At 71.3% G+C, this 16707-nt stretch carries 15 protein-coding genes; 9 read left to right on the forward strand and 6 right to left on the reverse strand.

Annotation, left to right across the window (positions count from 1 at the left end; all coding sequences use genetic code 11):
* Positions 1-98: 98 nt before the first annotated feature.
* The 3 genes from VIW71_RS20920 to VIW71_RS20930 all read left to right on the forward strand — a co-directional run bounded on the left by VIW71_RS20920 (position 99) and on the right by VIW71_RS20930 (position 2545).
* Complete coding sequence (locus tag VIW71_RS20920) at positions 99-1451, forward strand: IS256 family transposase (protein ID WP_331623961.1); 1353 nt, start codon at positions 99-101, stop codon at positions 1449-1451.
* A gap of 335 nt (positions 1452-1786) precedes the next feature.
* Complete coding sequence (locus VIW71_RS20925; protein WP_331623962.1) at positions 1787-2113, forward strand: carboxymuconolactone decarboxylase family protein; 327 nt, start codon at positions 1787-1789, stop codon at positions 2111-2113.
* Between the two features lie 15 nt (positions 2114-2128).
* Complete coding sequence (locus VIW71_RS20930; protein ID WP_331623964.1) at positions 2129-2545, forward strand: SHOCT domain-containing protein; 417 nt, start codon at positions 2129-2131, stop codon at positions 2543-2545.
* Positions 2546-2917: 372 nt separating this feature from the next.
* Here the strand turns inward: VIW71_RS20930 and VIW71_RS20935 are convergent, their stop codons facing one another.
* From VIW71_RS20935 to VIW71_RS20945, 3 genes are all read right to left on the reverse strand, one after another.
* Positions 2918-3889: an Acg family FMN-binding oxidoreductase gene (locus tag VIW71_RS20935; RefSeq protein ID WP_331623965.1), complete on the reverse strand. Its 972-nt coding sequence runs from the start codon at positions 3887-3889 to the stop codon at positions 2918-2920.
* A 103-nt stretch (positions 3890-3992) separates the two neighbouring features.
* Positions 3993-4688: a response regulator transcription factor gene (locus VIW71_RS20940; protein ID WP_331623966.1), complete on the reverse strand. Its 696-nt coding sequence runs from the start codon at positions 4686-4688 to the stop codon at positions 3993-3995.
* 542 nt (positions 4689-5230) lie between these two features.
* A complete protein-coding gene (locus VIW71_RS20945) occupies positions 5231-5596 on the reverse strand; it encodes a hypothetical protein (RefSeq protein WP_331623967.1) in 366 nt (121 codons plus the stop codon).
* A 144-nt stretch (positions 5597-5740) separates the two neighbouring features.
* Here VIW71_RS20945 and VIW71_RS20950 point away from each other — a divergent pair, with 144 nt between their 5' ends.
* The 3 genes from VIW71_RS20950 to VIW71_RS20960 are packed head-to-tail and all read left to right on the forward strand — an operon-like array spanning position 5741 to position 7541.
* Positions 5741-6124, forward strand: coding sequence for a hypothetical protein (locus VIW71_RS20950; RefSeq protein WP_331623968.1), 384 nt, complete (start codon positions 5741-5743; stop codon positions 6122-6124).
* Positions 6121-7164 (forward strand): hypothetical protein, encoded by a 1044-nt coding sequence (locus VIW71_RS20955; protein WP_331623969.1) that lies wholly within the window; start codon positions 6121-6123, stop codon positions 7162-7164. Before VIW71_RS20950 ends, VIW71_RS20955 begins: the two co-directional genes overlap by 4 nt.
* On the forward strand, positions 7161-7541 hold the full coding sequence (locus VIW71_RS20960) for a roadblock/LC7 domain-containing protein (RefSeq protein ID WP_331623970.1): 381 nt from the start codon (positions 7161-7163) through the stop codon (positions 7539-7541). The genes VIW71_RS20955 and VIW71_RS20960 overlap by 4 nt, the downstream gene beginning before the upstream one ends.
* A 223-nt stretch (positions 7542-7764) precedes the next feature.
* Here VIW71_RS20960 and ppk2 read toward each other — a convergent pair whose 3' ends face one another.
* A complete protein-coding gene (gene ppk2, locus VIW71_RS20965; protein WP_331623971.1) occupies positions 7765-8583 on the reverse strand; it encodes a polyphosphate kinase 2 in 819 nt (272 codons plus the stop codon).
* 508 nt (positions 8584-9091) lie between these two features.
* On the opposite strand from ppk2, the gene nhaA reads away from it, so the two are divergent.
* The gene (gene nhaA / locus VIW71_RS20970) at positions 9092-10390 is read left to right on the forward strand and encodes a Na+/H+ antiporter NhaA (protein WP_331623976.1); all 1299 of its coding nucleotides are present in this window, start codon (positions 9092-9094) and stop codon (positions 10388-10390) included.
* A gap of 375 nt (positions 10391-10765) precedes the next feature.
* Here the strand turns inward: nhaA and VIW71_RS20975 are convergent, their stop codons facing one another.
* Positions 10766-12826, reverse strand: a complete 2061-nt coding sequence (locus VIW71_RS20975; RefSeq protein ID WP_331623972.1) for a glycogen debranching N-terminal domain-containing protein — start codon at positions 12824-12826, stop codon at positions 10766-10768.
* 250 nt (positions 12827-13076) lie between these two features.
* Here VIW71_RS20975 and VIW71_RS20980 point away from each other — a divergent pair, with 250 nt between their 5' ends.
* Positions 13077-14705: a glycoside hydrolase family 13 protein gene (locus VIW71_RS20980; RefSeq protein ID WP_414720800.1), complete on the forward strand. Its 1629-nt coding sequence runs from the start codon at positions 13077-13079 to the stop codon at positions 14703-14705.
* Between the two features lie 233 nt (positions 14706-14938).
* Positions 14939-15961 carry a LacI family DNA-binding transcriptional regulator gene (locus tag VIW71_RS20985; protein ID WP_331623974.1) on the forward strand — a complete coding sequence of 341 codons (1023 nt, stop codon included), beginning with the start codon at positions 14939-14941 and terminating at the stop codon, positions 15959-15961.
* 202 nt (positions 15962-16163) lie between these two features.
* Here VIW71_RS20985 and VIW71_RS20990 read toward each other — a convergent pair whose 3' ends face one another.
* Positions 16164-16430, reverse strand: a complete 267-nt coding sequence (locus VIW71_RS20990) for a hypothetical protein (protein WP_331623975.1) — start codon at positions 16428-16430, stop codon at positions 16164-16166.
* Positions 16431-16707: the final 277 nt, after the last annotated feature.

Here is a 16707-nt window from a genome sequence, read left to right on the forward strand (position 1 = left end):
GGTCGCGTCCAAGGGCCGGTGTAAATGATCACGGGCGTAGGGTGCCGTGCTGAACCTGCCAGTTCACACGTCACTGCTCTTCGAGGAGCCCCACGCCCGTGACCGCACGAGTATCGCCCACGCATGCCCTGCGTGCCGAAATCGACGCCCTGTTCACCGGGGACAGCGACCTGGTCGAGGTCCTGGAGGACGTCGCCCGCCTCGGCGCCCGCATGATCATCCAGACCGCCGTCGAGGCCGAGGTCGAAGCCTTCCTCGGCCGCGCCCGCTATCAGCGCGCCGCCACCGCCGGGGGCGGCGACGATGCCCCGGTCGTCCGTGCCGGGCACCGCAACGGCTACAGCCCCACCACCATCAAGACCACCGCCGGACCGATCACCGTGCAGCGCCCGAAACTGCGCGGGACCACCGAGAAGTTCGCCTCGCGCCTGTTCGGCACCCATGTCACCCGCACCAACGCCCTGGAATCCCTGGTCATCGCCTCGTTCGTGCGCGGGCTGTCCGTGCGCGACGTGGAGAACGCCCTCGCGGACGCCCTCGGACCGGAGGCCGCCCTGTCGAAATCCACGGTCTCCACGATCTGCCAGGCCATCCGCACCGAGTACGCCGCCTGGTGTGAACGCGACCTGTCCGGCGTCGTGCTGGACTACCTGTTCCTGGACGCCTCGCACTTCAAGATGCACCCGAACGCCGGCAGCGAGCCGGTCCTGGCGGCCTGGGGCATCACCACCGACGGCAAGCCGGTGTTCGTCGGGCTCGCGGCGGCCGCATCCGAGAGCACCGACGCCTGGGAAGACTTCCTGGCCGGCTTGATCCAGCGCGGCCTGCGCCCGCCGCTGCTGGTGATATCCGACGGCGCCCCGGGCATCATCGCCGCCTGCGAACTGGTCCTGGGCCGGTCACTGCGCCAGAGGTGCCTGATCCACAAATCCCGGAATGTCCTGTCGAAGATCAGTAAGGCCGACCAGCAGGCCGTGAAGGACGACTTCTGGAAGGTCTTCGACACCACGACGCCCGAACTGGAGGACATCGCGCCCGGTCAGCAGCTCGTCGAGGCCGTTCAGCAGCGCGTCGACGCCTTCGCTGCCACCTGGGAGAAGCAGTACCCGGCAGCGATCAAGTCCATGCTGACAGATCGTCAAAGCCTCACGCCGTACCTGCGGTTCCCCGCCGAGCACCACAAGCGCATCCGGCACTCCAACTTTATCGAGCGGACCTTCGGCGAGACCCGGCGCAGAGTCAAGGTCATCGGCAGGTTCCCCGGCGAGAGCTCCTGCGTCAGCCTGGTCTGGGCCGTCCTGGACCGCGCCGCCCGCGGCTGGCGCGGCTTCACCATGACCCCCACAGCCCTGCGCGCCCTGCACGACCTGCGCCGAGCCCTGCTAGAACCCCCGACCCAGATCCGGACCGTCACCGCGCCGACGGTGACACCGGCCGCCGACGCCGCATAAGATCACTCACGGCATCCCGCGTCGAGATCATTTACACCACTCCGCGGACGCGACCACGACGAGACGCCACGGCTCGATGTGCGGTGTCACCGACGCTCTCATCCGGCTCTACGCCCTCCGCCGGTTACCGTGTCAGCGGTCCTCGGACCATCGGGTGTCGAACGGGCTGGAAGACCTTCCGGCCCTCCGGCCGATGGGGATACGGCAAGGCATGGTGCGACGGGAGGCGCGCGTGCGCCAGGTACGGAAGGCGCTTACGGTTGGAGGGACGCCGGCGCTCACGGACACCCGCTTCTTCCGCCACGCGTCGGCTACACCTCAGGAGGTCACTCGACATGTCCACAGCATCGGAAACCCCTGTCCTGGACACCCTCGCCGCCATGACCGCCGATTCCGTTGAGCGGTGCGGCCTGGCTCCGGACATGCTCATCCTGACCCGCATCGCCGCGCTCGCCGCCTCGGATGCGCCTCCCATCTCCTACCTTGCCCACATCGACCCCGCTGTCAGGGCCGGCCTGAGGGCCGAGCAGGTGCAGGACGTCCTGGTGGCCGTCGCCCCCATCGTGGGCACGGCCCGCGTCATGACCGCGGCCGGCAACATCGCCGAAGCACTGGGCATCGCCGTCGCCGTCGCCGACGCCGAGATCGAGGCCGAGGGCTGAGCACAGGAGGCAACGATGGGCGATCACGTGTCTCTGGCCTACGACTACCCCGTTCTGGGGGCCTTCTGGACAGTGATGTGGATCTTCTTGTGGGTCGTGTGGCTCGTCCTGCTGTTCCGGGTCGTCACCGACATCTTCCGCGATCATGATCTGAGCGGCGGGGCGAAGACCGCGTGGCTCGTCTTCGTGGTGTGCCTGCCCTTCCTCGGGGTCTTCGTCTACGTGGTCTCCCGCGGGCGGGAGATGGGCACCCGGGAGGCACAGCACGCCAGGGCACAGCAGCAAGGCATCGACGAGTACATCCGGCAGACGGCCCGCGGCGCGGCTCCCCGCAGCGAAGCCGAGGAGCTCGCGAAACTCGCCGAGATCCACGACAGGGGCGCCATCTCCGACGTGGAGTTCGAGCGCGCCAAGAACAAGATCCTCCACTGACACCGCAGGCCCCTGAGAGGAATCCTCCCTCTCCTCGCCGGGCAAGGGACCGGGGAGCCGGGAACCCTCCCTGGGCGGCACCAGGACCTGGTGCCGCCCAGGGAGGGTTCCTTCATGAGGCAGGCGATGACCGCCGGAGAGCCGATCGCCACCGCCGAGATCGACAAGGGCCACCGTGGGGACCGTCGCGCTTCCAGGGGCTCGGTCCGGCCGCAGCGGGCCGCGTGATCTCGCCGAACGCGCGCAGCGCCTCGGCGGAGAGCCGGAAGCCGGGGCAGAGGCTCGGTGGGGAATCCCGCCTGGTGTGGAAAGTGCCTCTCAGCCCTTCCTGACAGCGCGACTTCACTGCTTGCTGTCCCGGTCCGGGCCCGCTCACCCCGTGTCCAGTACGTCGCGGGCGGGGCGGCGCGCGGTGGCCGGCGACTCGGGGCCGTAGCCGAGCCTCATCAGCATCTGGACGTGCCGGACCCGATCTCGTGGATCACGCAGGGCCCACCGCAGCTCCGGCCACTCCAGGGCCTGGTGGAGCAGCGATGCCCGCACGTCGTGGGCGGTCGCGACCAGCAGAGCGTGCTCCAGCGCCTGTCCGGCGCGCAGCCAGTCGGCCCGGGTGTCGTGCGGTGTGGAGAGCACCGCGACGACCGGATGCTGCTCGAAGACCGAGGACGGCTGCTGGTTCTCCGGGCGCAGCGCCGAGAAGTCGCGTACGGGAAGACGGCCGGTGGCGTCCTGCGGGCCGAGGGCCGAACTCGGCAGGCCGTCACGTGCTCCGTCGCGGATCCAGGAACGGCTCTCCGCCCTGCGCCCCGGGTCGCTGACACCACCGTGTTCGGCCTCCGCGGTGAGCTCCAGGATGCGGGAGGTCTCCGCCGGACCGGGCAGCGCCAAGCGGGCTCCCTCGGCCTGCGCGGCTTCGGCGATCTCGGCGAGCACTTCCGGAGGAACGCGCCGCCCGGAGAAGGGGAACCGGTTGCTGTGCCGGCGCCACAGGGCGTCGTACAGGTCCTGGGGGTGGCCGTCACCGCCGCGCCGGGGGCCGGCGAGCCGCACGGATGCGAGGAAGTCGGGTTCCGCGGACCGGGGCAGCAGGCGCACGACGGGCTCCCAGCCGAAGTGGGCGACGGCGACCCGCAGATTGAACACCGCGGCGCCCACCGAGACGTGCAGGGCCCGCCCGACAGGATCCGCGTGCGGCAGCGACCGCTCGGTGGCCGCCCGCACCTCGATCGTCGAGGTGCGGGGGTCGAGACGGTAACGCCACGGTTGGGTGTTGTGGATCGAGGGCGCCGCCACAGCCGCCGAGATGAGCTTTTCGAGCGTTGCGGCATCCAGTGCGGTGGTCATGGCGTCCTCCTCGCGATCGTCCCGGCCTCTTCAGGCTCGTGGATCGGCACGGACGACGGCAGGGGCCGTTGGTGACCGGAGCGGGGTCCGGTCGGCCCTCTCCTCACCTATGGCCGTGGTCCGTTCCGGGCGCGCTCTGGGTCGCGATGACCGCGGCCTGGATCCGGCGTTCGACGCCGAGTTTGGCCAGCAGCCGGGAAACGTTGTTCTTCACCGTCTTCTCCGACAAATACAGCCGCCTGCCGATCTGACGGTTGGTGAGCCCCTCCCCGATCAGGCCGAGGATCTCGTGTTCACGCGGCGACAGCGCGGCCAGTGCCTGCTGTCCGGGCCCGGTGGCGGCCCCGTCGTCACGCAGGCTGCTCATCAACCGCGCGGTGGTCGCCGGATCGAGCATCGACTGCCCGGAAGCGACCGTGCGAACGGCCGAAACCAGATCCGAGCCCTTGATCTGCTTCAGCACATACCCCGCAGCGCCCGACATGATCGCGTCCAGCAACGCCTCGTCGTCGTCGAACGAGGTCAGCATCAGACAGGCGAGCCCCGGCATGCCCGAGCGCAGCTCACGGCAGACGGTGATCCCGTCGCCGTCCGGCAGCCGCACGTCCAGAACCGCGACATCCGGCCGCAACGCCGGCCCACGGGCCAGCGCCTGCTCCGCCGTCCCCGCCTCACCGACCACCTCGATGTCCGGCTCCGCGTCCAGCAGATCACGGACACCCCGCCGCACGACCTCATGGTCGTCGAGCAGGAAGACCCGGACCGGAGACCGCGGTGAGAACTGCCGTGCCTCGCTCATATGAGGACCCTCACCCTGTCGTGTGCCGACTCAGACCTCGATCATCGCTGGTCGGCCCTGCCCGGCACCAGGGCCGAACGGACCCCAGGTGATCCGTCGCACCGGTTCCGTTCGGCCCCGGTGCCGGCCTGGCCGGCCCCTGCCCCGGCCCGCAGCGGTCCTGCGACAGCCGCTGTGAAGGCGGGCCCGCAAGGGAACGCGAGGGAAGGGGCGTGCCATGCGTACCAGCCTCGGGCTCTGGCGCCGGCGGCGCACCCCGCAAGCGCGGCACCGGACGCGGCGCGGGGCTGTCGTGGTCGTGGCCACCACCGAGGAGGTCGGAGAGCGAGAGCTTCGGCCGAACCGGCCAGGGCTGCCGCGTCCGGGAACGCAGCCGCGCCCCACGAATACGCCGGGTACGCCGCCGAAGGGCGGCTGCCGGTCTTCCGGGAAAATTGATGCCTGTGTGAAAGAAGAAGCGCGGCATCTCGGGAATTGACGGCCACCGGCGCCACGAGACGCCACGGTGTTTCCCGCGTCCGGATCGCGGGACTGGGCCGTTCCTAGACCTCCAGTTCGCTTTCGACACGCTTGAGGAGGTGGCGGGCGAGCGCCAGATTGGCGCGGCTGCGGTCGAGTGCGAGGTAGAGGAAGAGCGATCCGCGGCTCTTGGTGAGCGGGCGGATCAGGTGGTACTGCGATCCCAGGGTGATGAGCATGTCCTCGATCGAATCGTCGACGGCCAGCAGGGACAGGGTACGCACCTTGGCCCGCACCACCTCGGTGTTGCCGGCCGCGGCAACCTCCAGGTCGAGCCCCTTGCCGCCGCCGAGCGTGCCGAGCGCCATGCCGCTCTCGTAGTCGACCAGCGCCACTCCGATCGCGCCCTCGGTGGACATGGCTTCTTTGAGCGCGTACTCAATGTTCACAGGAGAAATTCCTCGGGTAATGGGTCGTACACGGACTGTGCCGGGTGCCCGGTTGGCGGAGGCAGCAGTTGACGGAAGCAGCAGTGTGGAAAACGTCAGCTTCAATCAGTGTCATGCAAGTTGGGCGTTAAAGTACTCTGCCAGATGTTCGGAAGTGAAGGGGTGGCTGTGCACGTGCTGGAGCCGGTACTCGGCGACGTCCTTTCCACCCCTGGCGTGTCGGGCGCCGCCGTGATCGATTCGGTCACCGGGCTCAGCTATGCGGAAGCCGGCGACTGTACGGCGGCAGGCAGTGGAAACGACATCTGCGACCTGGTGAACCTCATCAGCGACCGGCTGCGGGACGCGGGCGCCGAGGGCGAGCTGGAGAGCGTGGTGGTGACCGGTACGCGGACTCACCACATCGTGCAGGTCGTCCCGCGGCGGGGCGACGCGGTGCTGCTGTCGACCGTGCTGGACCGGCGGGGCTCCAACCTGGCACTGGCCATGCGCGGGCTCGCCGACGGTGTCCGGACCCTGCTCGGATGACGGCCGAACCCGAACGCACGGCGGCCCGGGAGCCCCGCAATGTCCCCGGGCTGCTGGCCCGGATGCGACAGGAACGTTTCACCGGTGCCGTCACCGTGGAGGGCGGCCCCGGAGGGAGGCTCTTCCTGCGCGACGGCCTGGTGAGCGCCGTCGAGACACCAGCGGCGCCCACCGCGCGTTCGGTGCTCCTGAAGTCCGGGCGGATCGCCGTGGGGGACTGGGACGCGGCACTCGCGGCGGTCCCCCACGCCGGCGCGCTCGCCGGCGCGCTCGCCGACCGCGGCCTGATCTCCGCCGGCGAGCTGCACATCGTCTGCACCGCCGCTGTCTACGACGGCGCGTTCGCGATGGCTCTCCAGCCGGTGTCCGGCTGGCGGATCGACCCCGGCCGGACCCCGGAACTCGCCGCCTGGCCCGGCCAGGATCCGTCCCGGCTCACGGAGGAGACCGCGCGGCGGCTGCGAACGCTGCGCGAACGGTGGCCGTCCGTGGCCGAGTTCGCACGCACGCCACTGCACGCCACGGCCCGACCGAACGCGCGCACCCTCGACGTGCGCCGCGGGGAACTGCTGCATGCCGTCGACGGCCGGCGTACACCCCGCGACCTCGCCTTCGTGCTCGGCCGCGGGGTGTACCCGGTGATGCTGGACCTGACGTGGCTGGACACCCGCCGGCTCGTCAGTGGTGGACGGCCCGCGCCGCACCCGGCGGGCCCGCTGCTGACCGCGCGCACCGCCGCCGGGCCGCCACCGCCACCGCCACCGGGATCCGGCAGCGCGCCACTCCCCCGCCGCACTCCCGGCGCCGGCATGCCGTCCGGACCGGCCGTGGCCGGCGGCGTCAGGTCCGCGACGGACGCCGGTGCGCCCGCCACCGCGGACGACCCGCGCCGGCTCCCCGGCGGCCTGCCCGCTCCGGCCGCCCGGCCGGACACGACGCAGGGGCCGACGCGGGACCCGGACCTTTCCGCCCAGCAGAACCCGTCGCGCGTCGTGCGCGGCGACGAGAACGCCACCAGCCCCGAGGAGACAGCGATATGACCACTCCCGCCCCCTACGAGGCGCTCGTCGCCTCGCTGAAGTCGCTGCGCGAACGGGTCATGGGCGTCAACGAGACGGTCATCTCGACCGCCGACGGCCTGCTGGTGGCCGCTGACACCGCCACGGCGCAGCCGGAGTCCGTGGCGGCGCTCGCCGCCGCGACCCTGGGCCTCGGCCACCGCACCGCGGCGGAGGTCGGTCTCGGTGGTCTGCGCGAGGTGACCGCACGCTGCAACGGCGGGTACGTCGTCGTCCTGGCCGTCGGCGATCACGCCCTGCTTGCGATCCTGGCGGACGAGGGTCTGGACCTGACCGGTCTCCAACGCGAGTCGCCGGCCACCGTCGACCACCTCCTGTCGCTGCTCACGGCCGCCTGAAGGCCGGCAGGGCAGACGAGCCACGCACGTGCGGCCGACGGCGGTGCCCGGCACCGGCGGGACGGCGAGTGCGGGCGGTCAGGGCGCGGGCGTGTGCGCGACGATCTGCTCGATGCGGGCGCCGGCAAGCACGGCCGACGCGTCGCGTTACGCCGGGCGGAGGCGAGGTCCCGGGTGGGTTTCCCGCGTCCGGCTGCCGCGGTCGGAGCGGGCGGCGACGGCCTCAGGCCCGGCGGAACGCCGACGCGTGGTCCGGCACATATGTCTGCACATCGCGGGGAGGCCGCTCGTACCCGGTCGACGGCGGACGGGGCGGCAGGTTCAGCGCGGGCGGCTGCACCTCGTGGTACGGCACCGTGGACAGCAGATGGGCGATCATGTTGAGCCGGGCCGCACGCTTGTCGTCGCTCTCGACGACGTACCACGGGGCCTCGGGAATGTCGGTGTGCACGAACATCTCGTCCTTGGCGCGGGAGTACGCCTCCCAACGGGGAATCGACTCCAGGTCCATCGCGGAGAGCTTCCAGCGGCGGGTCGGGTCCTCCAGCCTGCTGCGGAACCGCTGCTCCTGGACGGCGTCACTCACCGAGAACCAGTACTTGCGCAGCACGACACCGTCCTCCACCAGCAGCCGCTCGAAGATCGGGCACTGATGAAGGAACCGCCGGTACTCCTCCATGGTGCAGAACCCCATGACGCGCTCGACGCCCGCGCGGTTGTACCAGCTGCGGTCGAAGAGAACGATCTCCCCGGCGGCCGGCAGGTGCTCCACGTACCGCTGGAAGTACCACTGCGTCTGTTCGCGTTCCGTCGGCGCGGGCAGCGCGGCGATTCGCGCGACACGGGGGTTGAGGTGCTCGGTGACGCGTTTGATCGTGCTGCCCTTGCCGGCCGCGTCACGACCCTCGAAGACCACGACCAGCCGTGCGCCCTCGGCCCGGACCCATTCCTGCAGCTTGACCAGCTCTACCTGGAGCCGCAGCAGCTCCTGCTCGTACGCCTGCCGCGGCACACGCTCATCCGGACTCTTCTTGCTGCTCACCGTCGATCACCTCTTTGTACGGTACCCGCGCCACGGGGCCGTGGCGCGGGTACCGTACACCGGTGACGGAGCCGACCGGGCCCCTCGCCGCCGCGTGGTGGGCGGCTCCGCCACCGCACTTCCGGCCCGGGGTGTCCGAGACCTCGCCCGATGCGCGGGCCGCGCCCCGGGGCCGCAACGGGCCGAGCGCGAGCAGGGGACCCGAAGATTGCGCCGAGGTCGTCCGTCATCCGCTGGAAGCCGTACGCCCGCCCGCTCACCTTCGCCGGGACGATGTCCGCCGGCAGCGCGTTACCGGCCCGCGCCCGCACCCCCCGGGCCGTCTCAAGCCGCGGCCCGCAGAACGCCGACCTGCCGCATCCCGGTACGGGGGCGTTCCGGCACCGAGGTCTGCTGCGGATAGGGTGTGAGGAACGCGTCACATCAGCGCGGGGTGTGCCGGGAAGTCTGGTCGGCGTCCAGGGGCCGTGTGCCCGAAGTCACCAACACCCCGGAGGTCTTCGCCGTCATGGCCACTGCCCCGCGTTCCCGCTCCTCGTTCCTGGGTCTTCTGTCCCTGCCCGAGCGGCAGGCCGTCCTCCAGGCCCTGCGGACGGAAACAGTCGGCGGTCTGATCCTCCTGGCTGCCGCGGTGGTGGCGCTGGTGTGGGCGAACACGCCGTTCAGCGGCGCCTACGAGGAGATCCGCGACTTCCACTTCGGGATCCCCGCGCTCGGTCTCGATCTGTCCGTCGGACACTGGACAGCCGACGGGCTGCTGACCGTGTTCTTCCTGGTCGCGGGGATCGAGCTGAAGCGGGAACTGGTCGTGGGCGAACTGCGCACCCCCGCCACCGCGGCCCTGCCGGTCGTCGCCGCCGTGTGCGGCATGGCGGTACCCGCCGCCCTGTGCGCCGCCACCGCGGGCATCGGCGGCGGCAGCACGAACGGGTGGGCGGTGCCGATGGCCACCGACATCGCCTTCGCACTCGCGGTCCTGGCCGTCATCAGCACCCACCTGCCGACCGCCTTGCGGGCCTTCCTGCTCACCCTAGCGGTCGTCGACGACCTCGGCGCCATCCTGGTCATCGCCCTCTTCTTCACCTCCGACCTGAACCCGGCGGCGCTCGCCGGCGCGTTCGCCGGACTCGTCGCCTTCCACGTCCTGCAGCGGTGGCGGGTGACCGGCTGGTGGTGGTACCTGCCCCTGGGCACTGTGATCTGGGCCCTGATGTACAACGGCGGGATCCACGCCACCGTCGCCGGCGTCGCCATGGGCCTGATCCTGCGCACCACCCGCGACAAGGGCGAGCGGGCTTCACCGGGCGAGCGCACCGGGCACCTGCTGCACCCGTTCTCCGCCGGCGTCTGCGTGCCGCTGTTCGCCCTGTTCGCCGCCGGAGTCACCATCTCCGGCGACGCGCTCACCGGCGTGTTCACCACCCCGGAACCGGTCGGTGTGATCCTCGGCCTGGTGGCCGGCAAGATCCTCGGCATCTTCGCCGGCACCTGCCTGGCCGCCCGCTTCACCCGCGCCCGGCTCAACCCGGACCTGGCCTGGGCCGACGTGTTCGGCCTGGCCACCCTCGCCGGGATCGGCTTCACCGTCGCCCTGCTGATCGGCGAACTCGCGTTCCCCAGGGGAGACGCCGCAGAGCACGTCAAGGCCGCCGTCCTCATCGGCTCCCTGACAGCCGCCCTGCTCGCCGCGCTGTTCCTGCGCCGCAGGAACAGCGTCTACCGACGCCTGTGGGAGGAGGAGAACCTCGACGAGAACGCCGACGGCATCCCCGACGTCTGCCGGCGCGCCCCCGGCGGCGCGGCGTGAGCGCCCGCCGCCGGAGCCGGGCAGGTACAGCAGCGGGGAGTGGGGGGTGAAGCCGAAGTGCCGAACCTCGTGCGGCGTCTGCGGGGGAAGTACCGGAGCGTCTCGGCCATCGGCACGTACGCGGGCGGCTGCGGTCGAGGTGCGGCGGCCCCAGCTCCCTGATGCGTCATCAGGATCCTTCCGCCGCCGCAGTGCCGTCGCCGGCGGGGTGGTCCTGGCGGTGCCCGGTCCAGGGCCGGCCCGCCGCCCACTCCCACTCGTTCTCCGTGGGGAGGGTCACCCCGTCGCTGCGCGACCGCGACGGCACGTACGGCGAAGCATTCGATGCCGCCTTCCAGGCCGAGGGGTGGAGATCCGAGCCGCCCCCGAAGGAAGTCAGGTTTCGACGCGCAAGGCGGCGGGCGCGCCGTGGAGGCGGCCGTTGCCCTGCGCGTCCACAGTGACGGTGACCTCCGCGGTGCCGAGCCGCACGCCGGTGACACTCAGGTCGTCGAGGTGCGGGACGGGCAGCGGTCGCAGTCTCACTCGTCCCGCGGGCAGGTCGGGCCGCAGTCCGATCAGGGTGGCCAGCAGGCTGACGCCGGTCGAGGCTGCCCACGCCTGGGGACGGCAGGACGAGGGATACGGCACAGGGCGGGCGTCCGGACCGCGTTGCCGGCCGCCGTGCAACTCCGGCAGCCGGTAGTCGAACGCCACGGCCGCCTCGAGCAGCCCGTCCAGCAGGGATGCGGCGGCCTCCGGCTGGCCGCACTCGGCGAGTCCCGCGACAGCGATCGCCGTGTCGTGGGACCAGACCGAACCGGTGTGATAGCCAAGGGGGTTGAAGCCTCTGGAACGTGCGCTCATGGTGCGCAGACCCCACCCGCTGTCCATGTCCGGGCCGGCGAGGCGGCCGGCCACCAGAGCGCACTCCGCGGGGTTCAGGATTCCGGTGCCCAGCAGGTGACCGGGGTTGGAGGACACCGCGTCCACCGGCCGCTTGTCGGCGTCCAGCGCGATGGCCACGTACGGGCCCCGGGCATCCTCGGCCCAGAACGCGGTCCGGAACCGGTCGGCCAGGTCCCCGGCCCACGCCCGCCAGTAGTCCGCTCCCTGGTGCCCGAAGGCGTCCAGCAGGTCGGCCCCGGCGATCGCGGCCTGGTAGGCGTACCCCTGCACCTCGGCCAGAGCGATCGGTGGCCGGGCGAGGTCGCCGCGCGCGGACTGCACGGCGTCCGCGGAGTCCTTCCACCCCTGATTGGCGAGGCCGCCGCCGCTGCTGCGGATGTATTCCACGAACCCGTCGCCGTCGGCGTCGGCGTGGTCGCGCAGCCAGTTCAGCGCCCGCTCGGCGTGCGGCACGAGGGCGGCCACCTCGGCGTGGGGCATGCCCCACCGCCATGCCTCGGCGAGCAGCACCACGAACAGCAAAGTGGCGTCGATGGTGCCGTAGTACAGCGGCGGCAGCACCAGATCGCCCAGGGGCGCGGTGGTCTCGTTGCGCAACTCGTGCAGGATCTTGCCCGGTTGCTCCTCGGTCCGCGGGTCGTGGCTGGTTCCCTGCCGGCGGGCGAGGGCCCGCAGGGTACCCCCGGCCAGTTCGGTGCCCAGCGGCAGCAGCATCCGGGCCGCCCAGATCGAGTCCCGGCCGAAGAGCGTGAGATACCAGGGCGCGCCGGCGGCCAGGAAGTGGTCGGAGGGGTTCCGCGGATCGGCCAGCAGCAGCCCGCTGAGATCGCCCAGGCTGCGTTCGACCAGGCGCCGCAGCCGCGGATCGGCGCATGCCACCCGGACTTCGGACCAGGGGACGGCCCGGTCGGCGGGCGCGGCCACGGCTGCGGCAGGGGCGGGCGCGACGGTCAGGGTGAGCCGCTGCCGTCGGCTCTGGGCCGGTTCCAGGACCAGGTCCCAGCTCAGCGTGCCGGTCGCCGCGTCGACGAGGTCGGGGACGGGATCGCAGGTGAGCGCCACCGTGCTGCCGGTGTGCGGATCGGCCCAGGACAGTCCACTGCCCGCCGGCAGGGCGACGGCGGGCAGTTCGCTGCTTTCCCGGCCGGATCTGACCACCGACATGTCGGCCAGATCGCAGCCCACCGACACCGACAGCCGCAGCTCCTGCCCGGTGCGGCCGTGGTTGGTGACGGTGACCTCCTCGAAGTCGCCGCCGGCGCGGCGCAGTCGGTCGACGTGCACGGTGGCATCTCCGGCGGGGTCCGGGCCGCTGCGGTGCACGCCGAGGAAGCGGGCCTGGTCCACGCCGAGCGACTGTGCGTCGACGGGATCCGGTTCGGTTCCGTCGACGGTGAGGACCAGACGGCTGATCAGCCGGGTGTCCGCGCTGTAGTATCCAGCCGCGCCACCGCGCAACTGCCCGTCCGGGAAAGACAGTACGACCACTGGCGCCCGCACGCAGGTGATCGCTTCCTGGATGAACGAGTGGGTGGTACGTGTCGTCATGCAGTGGCTCCTTCGCCGCTGGAACGTCCGGTTTTCTCCCTGGCGGACTGAGCGCGGACGGACGCCTTGACAGTGGTCCGGGGGAATGCTTTGCTCTCCCTGCCCAAATTTTGATCGTTCAAATCCTCTGGATACAGCATCGTCGCCTTTGGGTAAGGGACGGAGCCCGCGGAGCTCGCCCCAAGGGGGCGGCATGTCCCGGTCCAATGACCGCCGGCACCCGCCGGCCTCCGAAGGGCAATCGATGGCGATGCCGTATGCGCCGTGGTGGCGCGACGCTGTGATGTACCAGATCTACCTGCGCAGTTTCCGCGACGGGAACGGCGACGGCGTCGGGGACCTGCGCGGTGCCCGCGCCGGACTGGGGTACCTGACCGCGCTGGGTGTCGACGGGATCTGGCTCAGCCCGTGCTTTCCGTCGCCGCAGCGCGACCACGGCTACGACGTCGCCGACTACTGCGCGATAGACCCGCTGTTCGGGGACCTGGCGGAGTTCGACCGGCTGGTGGCCGACGCACACCGGCTGGGCCTGAAGGTCATTCTGGACATCGTCCCCAACCACTGTTCCAGCGAACACCCGCGTTTCGCGCAGGCGCTGGCCGCGGGGCCGGGCAGCGCGGAGCGGTCCTGGTTCCACTTCTCGGACGGCCGGGGTCCCGACGGTGACCAGCCGCCCAACAACTGGCGGGCCATGTTCGGCGGTCCGGCGTGGACCCGGGTGACCGAGCCCGACGGGCGGCCCGGACAGTGGTACCTGCACATGTTCACCCCGCACCAGCCGGACTGGAACTGGCGCGTACCGGAGGTGGCCGACCAGTTCGACCAGGTGCTGCGGTTCTGGCTGGACCGCGGCGTGGACGGGTTCCGGATCGACGTGGCGGCCGGCCTGTACAAGCACCCCGACCTCCCGGACTCGCCCGACCCGGCGGCCGACGAGCGGGCTCGCGACGCCATCAACCCGCTGGCCTGGAACCAGCCGGAGGTCCATCAGGTGTGGCGGCGCTGGCGGGCGCTGTGCGAGGAGTACACCGCTCGCGACGGCAGGGAGCGCACCCTGGTCGGCGAGGTGTCCGCACCCACCGCGGCCGAACAGGCCCGCTACGTACGGCCGGACGAGCTCCACCAGGCGTTCTACTTCGACCTGTTGCGCGCCGGCTGGGACGCGAAGACCTTCCACGAGCGGATCGACGCCGCACTGCGGGACATCGTGTCCTCCGGGGCCGCGGTCACCTGGGTGCTGAACAACCACGACCAGCAGCGGACCGTCACCCGCTACAGCCAGGTCAACGACGGCGCCGAGGCCGCGGCGGACGAGGAGCGGGGGGCGGCGCGGGCCGGCGCGGCGGCGCTGCTGCTGCTCGCCCTGCCGGGCAGCGTCTACCTGTACCAGGGCGAGGAGCTGGGCCTGCCGGAGGTGACCGACCTCCCGGCGGAGGTGCTCAGCGACCCCATCGTCGCCGGCACCGGCCGCCCCGAGGCCGGGCGGGACGGCTGCCGGGTACCGCTGCCGTGGTCCGGCGCGGCGGCGCCGTTCGGCTTCTCCGACGCGGCCGCGGACCGGGTGTGGCTGCCGCAGCCCGACTGGTTCGCCGCCCACTCGGTGCAGCGGCTGCGCAGCGACGGCGACTCGGTCTGGCACATGTACCGGGACGCGCTGCAACTGCGCCGGAACCTGGCCCCGTTGCGCGGGGACTCGCTGGAATGGCTCCAGGTGAGCGCCGAGACCCTGGTCTTCAGGAGGGGGGAGGGGTTCGTGTGCGCGGTGAACTTCTCCGACGCGCCCGTGCCCGCTCCCGTGGCCGGTCCTCCGCTGCTCTCCAGCCGGCCCTGCGACGACGGAAAGCTGGCCGCCGGCACCACTGCCTGGTGGATCGCCTGACCGGTCCCCGGGCGGAGTGCCTGACGGACCGGGCGGCATCCCTTCGGCCTGCTCCGGGCGGGGCCTTCCGGCCGTCCCCGCCCGGAGCACGGGTCGTTGACAGGGGCCCACGCAGGTGATTGAGTGCCAGTTCGTTTGAACGGCTCGCCGACGAGCTCGTGGCAGCTGGGCGGCATGTCGGCGTGATCACGGGGGATGACCGACCACCACCCCCCGACGTCCAGCGAGGCTGCATGACCACCCAGCGAGGCCGTAGCGGCCCGACCATCCTGGAAGTGGCACGGGCCGCCCGAGTTTCGCGGCAGACTGTGTCGAACGCGCTCAACTTCCCTCACCGGGTACGGCCGGACACCCTGGCCCGGGTGCTGAACACCGTCGACGAACTCGGCTATGTGCCCAACCGGGTGGCCCGTTCGCTCCGCACCCGCAGCACCCGCCAGATCGGCTACCGGCTCGATCTCGAACGCGCCGACACCGTCAGTTTCCTGCAGGACCACTTTCTGCACGCGCTGATCAGGGCCGCCGAGGACGAGGGTTATCTGCTGCTGCTGTTCAGCTCCGGACGGATCGACGACGAACTGACCCGCTACGCGGACATGCTGCGCACCCGCAGCGTCGACGGCTTCGTACTGTCCGGGATCGACCCCGGCGACCGCCGACCGGACTGGCTCGCGGAGCGCCAGGCGCCTTTCGTGTGCTTCGGGCGGCCCTCGTCCGCCCGGCCGGGCCCGCTCTGGGTCGACGTGGACGGAGCCGCCGGCATCGAGGCAGCGGTGGACCATCTGGTCGCCACCGGTCACCGAGCCATCGGTTTCCTCGGGTGGCCGAGCACCTCCGGCCCCGGCCACCACCGCCTGTCCGGCTGGCAGCGTGCGATGAAGAAGCACGGCTTGGGCACCGCGCACCGTGCGTCCGCCCGCGACACCCTCACGGACGGCACCCAGGGCGCCCTCACGCTGCTTCGGCGGTCCCCCGCGCCGACCGCCGTGGTGGCCGCGAGCGACACCTTCGCGCTCGGCTGCTACGCGGCGGCGCGTGTGCTGGGTCTGGAGATCGGACGGGACCTGGCGGTGATCGGTTTCGACGACTCGCCGACGGCCTCCATGGTCACCCCCGCCCTCACCAGCATCCGGCAACCGCTGGAGGAGATCGGGCGCTCGATCATGCGGCTGCTGGTCGCCCGGCTCGAAGGGCACGTGCCGGAGCCGTCCGGGGTGCTGCTCGCGCCCTCACTCGTGGTCCGCGCGAGCGCGTGACTCAGCCTGGTACCGCACCGCGCCCGGCGCACGCTGTCGCTTGCGATCCGCCGGAGTGGACCTGGTACTCCAGCAGGACTTCGGTATTCCTGCTGGAGTGTGCCCTGAACAGCCGGCAGGGCCCCATCGCCCTCGCCTTCGGCCTGTTCTGCCCGGCACGGCCGTTTCCACAGCCGCTGGCGGACACCCCGGGGACAAGCGATCAGGGTTTGTTCAGATCATTCCGTACATGCGTGTAAAGGCTCTTCGCCGCCGGGTTGACGACGTCCTCACCGACCTTCTTCCCCGCTTCGAAGGCACGTTTCTGAGCCAGGTGGTCGTTGGGGTTCTTCTGAGCGTTCTGGTACGCGGCGGCCGCAGACAAGGTTGCCACCGTGGCACGACCCTGCGGTGTCTTCTGCGACCAGGTGTAGACACTCTGTGCAATCTTCACAAGCGCGCCAGCAGCGGCGAACAGCGGAATCGGCATGGTCCCTCCCCTTTCCTCCTCTATGGGATACCACATCCCTCGATACCCCAATCCCCTTATGGATGCGGCCTTTTCTGCCACCCCGTAGGGTCGCCGACGGCTGTCCCGCCGGCCTGGGGCCCGAGAGATTTGACGATGAACCGCCCGTGACGCCCGGCCGGGGCCGGGCTTCACGGGCGGTTCATCGTCAAATCTCTCGGGCCCCAGGCCGGCGGGACAGCCGTCGGCGACCCTACGGGGTGGCAGAAAAGGCCGCATCCATAAGGGGATTGGGGTA

This window comes from Streptomyces sp. (genome assembly GCF_036524955.1).
GTDB lineage: Bacteria > Actinomycetota > Actinomycetes > Streptomycetales > Streptomycetaceae > Actinacidiphila.

Coding starts and splice junctions, on each gene's coding strand:
- VIW71_RS20925 (WP_331623962.1), top strand. CDS start 1,787: ATGTCCACAGCATCGGAAACCCCTGTCCTGGACACCCTCGCCGCCATG.
- VIW71_RS20930 (WP_331623964.1), top strand. CDS start 2,129: ATGGGCGATCACGTGTCTCTGGCCTACGACTACCCCGTTCTGGGGGCC.
- VIW71_RS20935 (WP_331623965.1), bottom strand. CDS start 3,889: ATGACCACCGCACTGGATGCCGCAACGCTCGAAAAGCTCATCTCGGCG.
- VIW71_RS20940 (WP_331623966.1), bottom strand. CDS start 4,688: ATGAGCGAGGCACGGCAGTTCTCACCGCGGTCTCCGGTCCGGGTCTTC.
- VIW71_RS20950 (WP_331623968.1), top strand. CDS start 5,741: ATGTTCGGAAGTGAAGGGGTGGCTGTGCACGTGCTGGAGCCGGTACTC.
- VIW71_RS20955 (WP_331623969.1), top strand. CDS start 6,121: ATGACGGCCGAACCCGAACGCACGGCGGCCCGGGAGCCCCGCAATGTC.
- VIW71_RS20960 (WP_331623970.1), top strand. CDS start 7,161: ATGACCACTCCCGCCCCCTACGAGGCGCTCGTCGCCTCGCTGAAGTCG.
- nhaA (WP_331623976.1), top strand. CDS start 9,092: ATGGCCACTGCCCCGCGTTCCCGCTCCTCGTTCCTGGGTCTTCTGTCC.
- VIW71_RS20975 (WP_331623972.1), bottom strand. CDS start 12,826: ATGACGACACGTACCACCCACTCGTTCATCCAGGAAGCGATCACCTGC.
- VIW71_RS20980 (WP_414720800.1), top strand. CDS start 13,077: ATGCCGTATGCGCCGTGGTGGCGCGACGCTGTGATGTACCAGATCTAC.
- VIW71_RS20985 (WP_331623974.1), top strand. CDS start 14,939: ATGACCACCCAGCGAGGCCGTAGCGGCCCGACCATCCTGGAAGTGGCA.
- VIW71_RS20990 (WP_331623975.1), bottom strand. CDS start 16,430: ATGCCGATTCCGCTGTTCGCCGCTGCTGGCGCGCTTGTGAAGATTGCA.